The 588-nt window shown below is 75.0% G+C and carries 1 protein-coding gene; it reads left to right on the top strand.

Features of this window, described 5'->3' with window-relative positions; genetic code table 11:
* Positions 1-130: 130 nt before the first annotated feature.
* Positions 131-588 (top strand): hypothetical protein (locus tag G3I40_RS18925; protein WP_164303314.1); only part of this gene is annotated, 458 nt, incomplete at its 3' end.

Consider the following 588-nt stretch of genomic DNA (forward strand, 5'->3'; position numbering starts at 1 on the left):
TGCTGGTGGGCGGGCGGATCGCGGACCTGTCCGGTGTGCTCGCGCCCGATGCGCTGCTGGCCCTGGCCCGCAGCGAGCTGCGTTCGCGCGGCGCCGACGAGCCGGTGGTCGCGGTCGTGGAGTCGCGCGCATGAGCGGCGCCGACCACGACCTGGACCTCGCGGTACGCCTCCTCGCCGGTACGCCCACGCACGAGGGTCGTGATCCGTTGACACTGCGTCAATGGGCTCTGGCCGCCCAGGAGTTCGGTGCGCGTATGACGCCGGAACCGATGCCCGTCCGGGTCGTCGAGCGGCACGACGGGATCGCCGCCGGGCTGCTCGCCCGGTACCGGTCACGGCCGGCCGTCGTCGAGGTGTACGTCGACACGGTGGCCCGCGCGGAACGGCTCGTCGACGAGCGCGGCTGGCGCGACTGGTTCCCCGAGGGGTCGGTGCGGGCCGCGGCGCTCGCGCACGAGCAGGCCCATGCCTGGCTCCATCACGCGCACGTCCGGGCCGAGTTCAAGCGGGCGCTCGGTCACACGGCGCTGCGGATCGGGCGGCGCCGCGTGTACGCGCACGTCGCGGGCGCCGACGAACTCGCGGC

This window comes from Streptomyces sp. SID14478 (assembly GCF_010548525.1).
Lineage (GTDB): Bacteria > Actinomycetota > Actinomycetes > Streptomycetales > Streptomycetaceae > Streptomyces.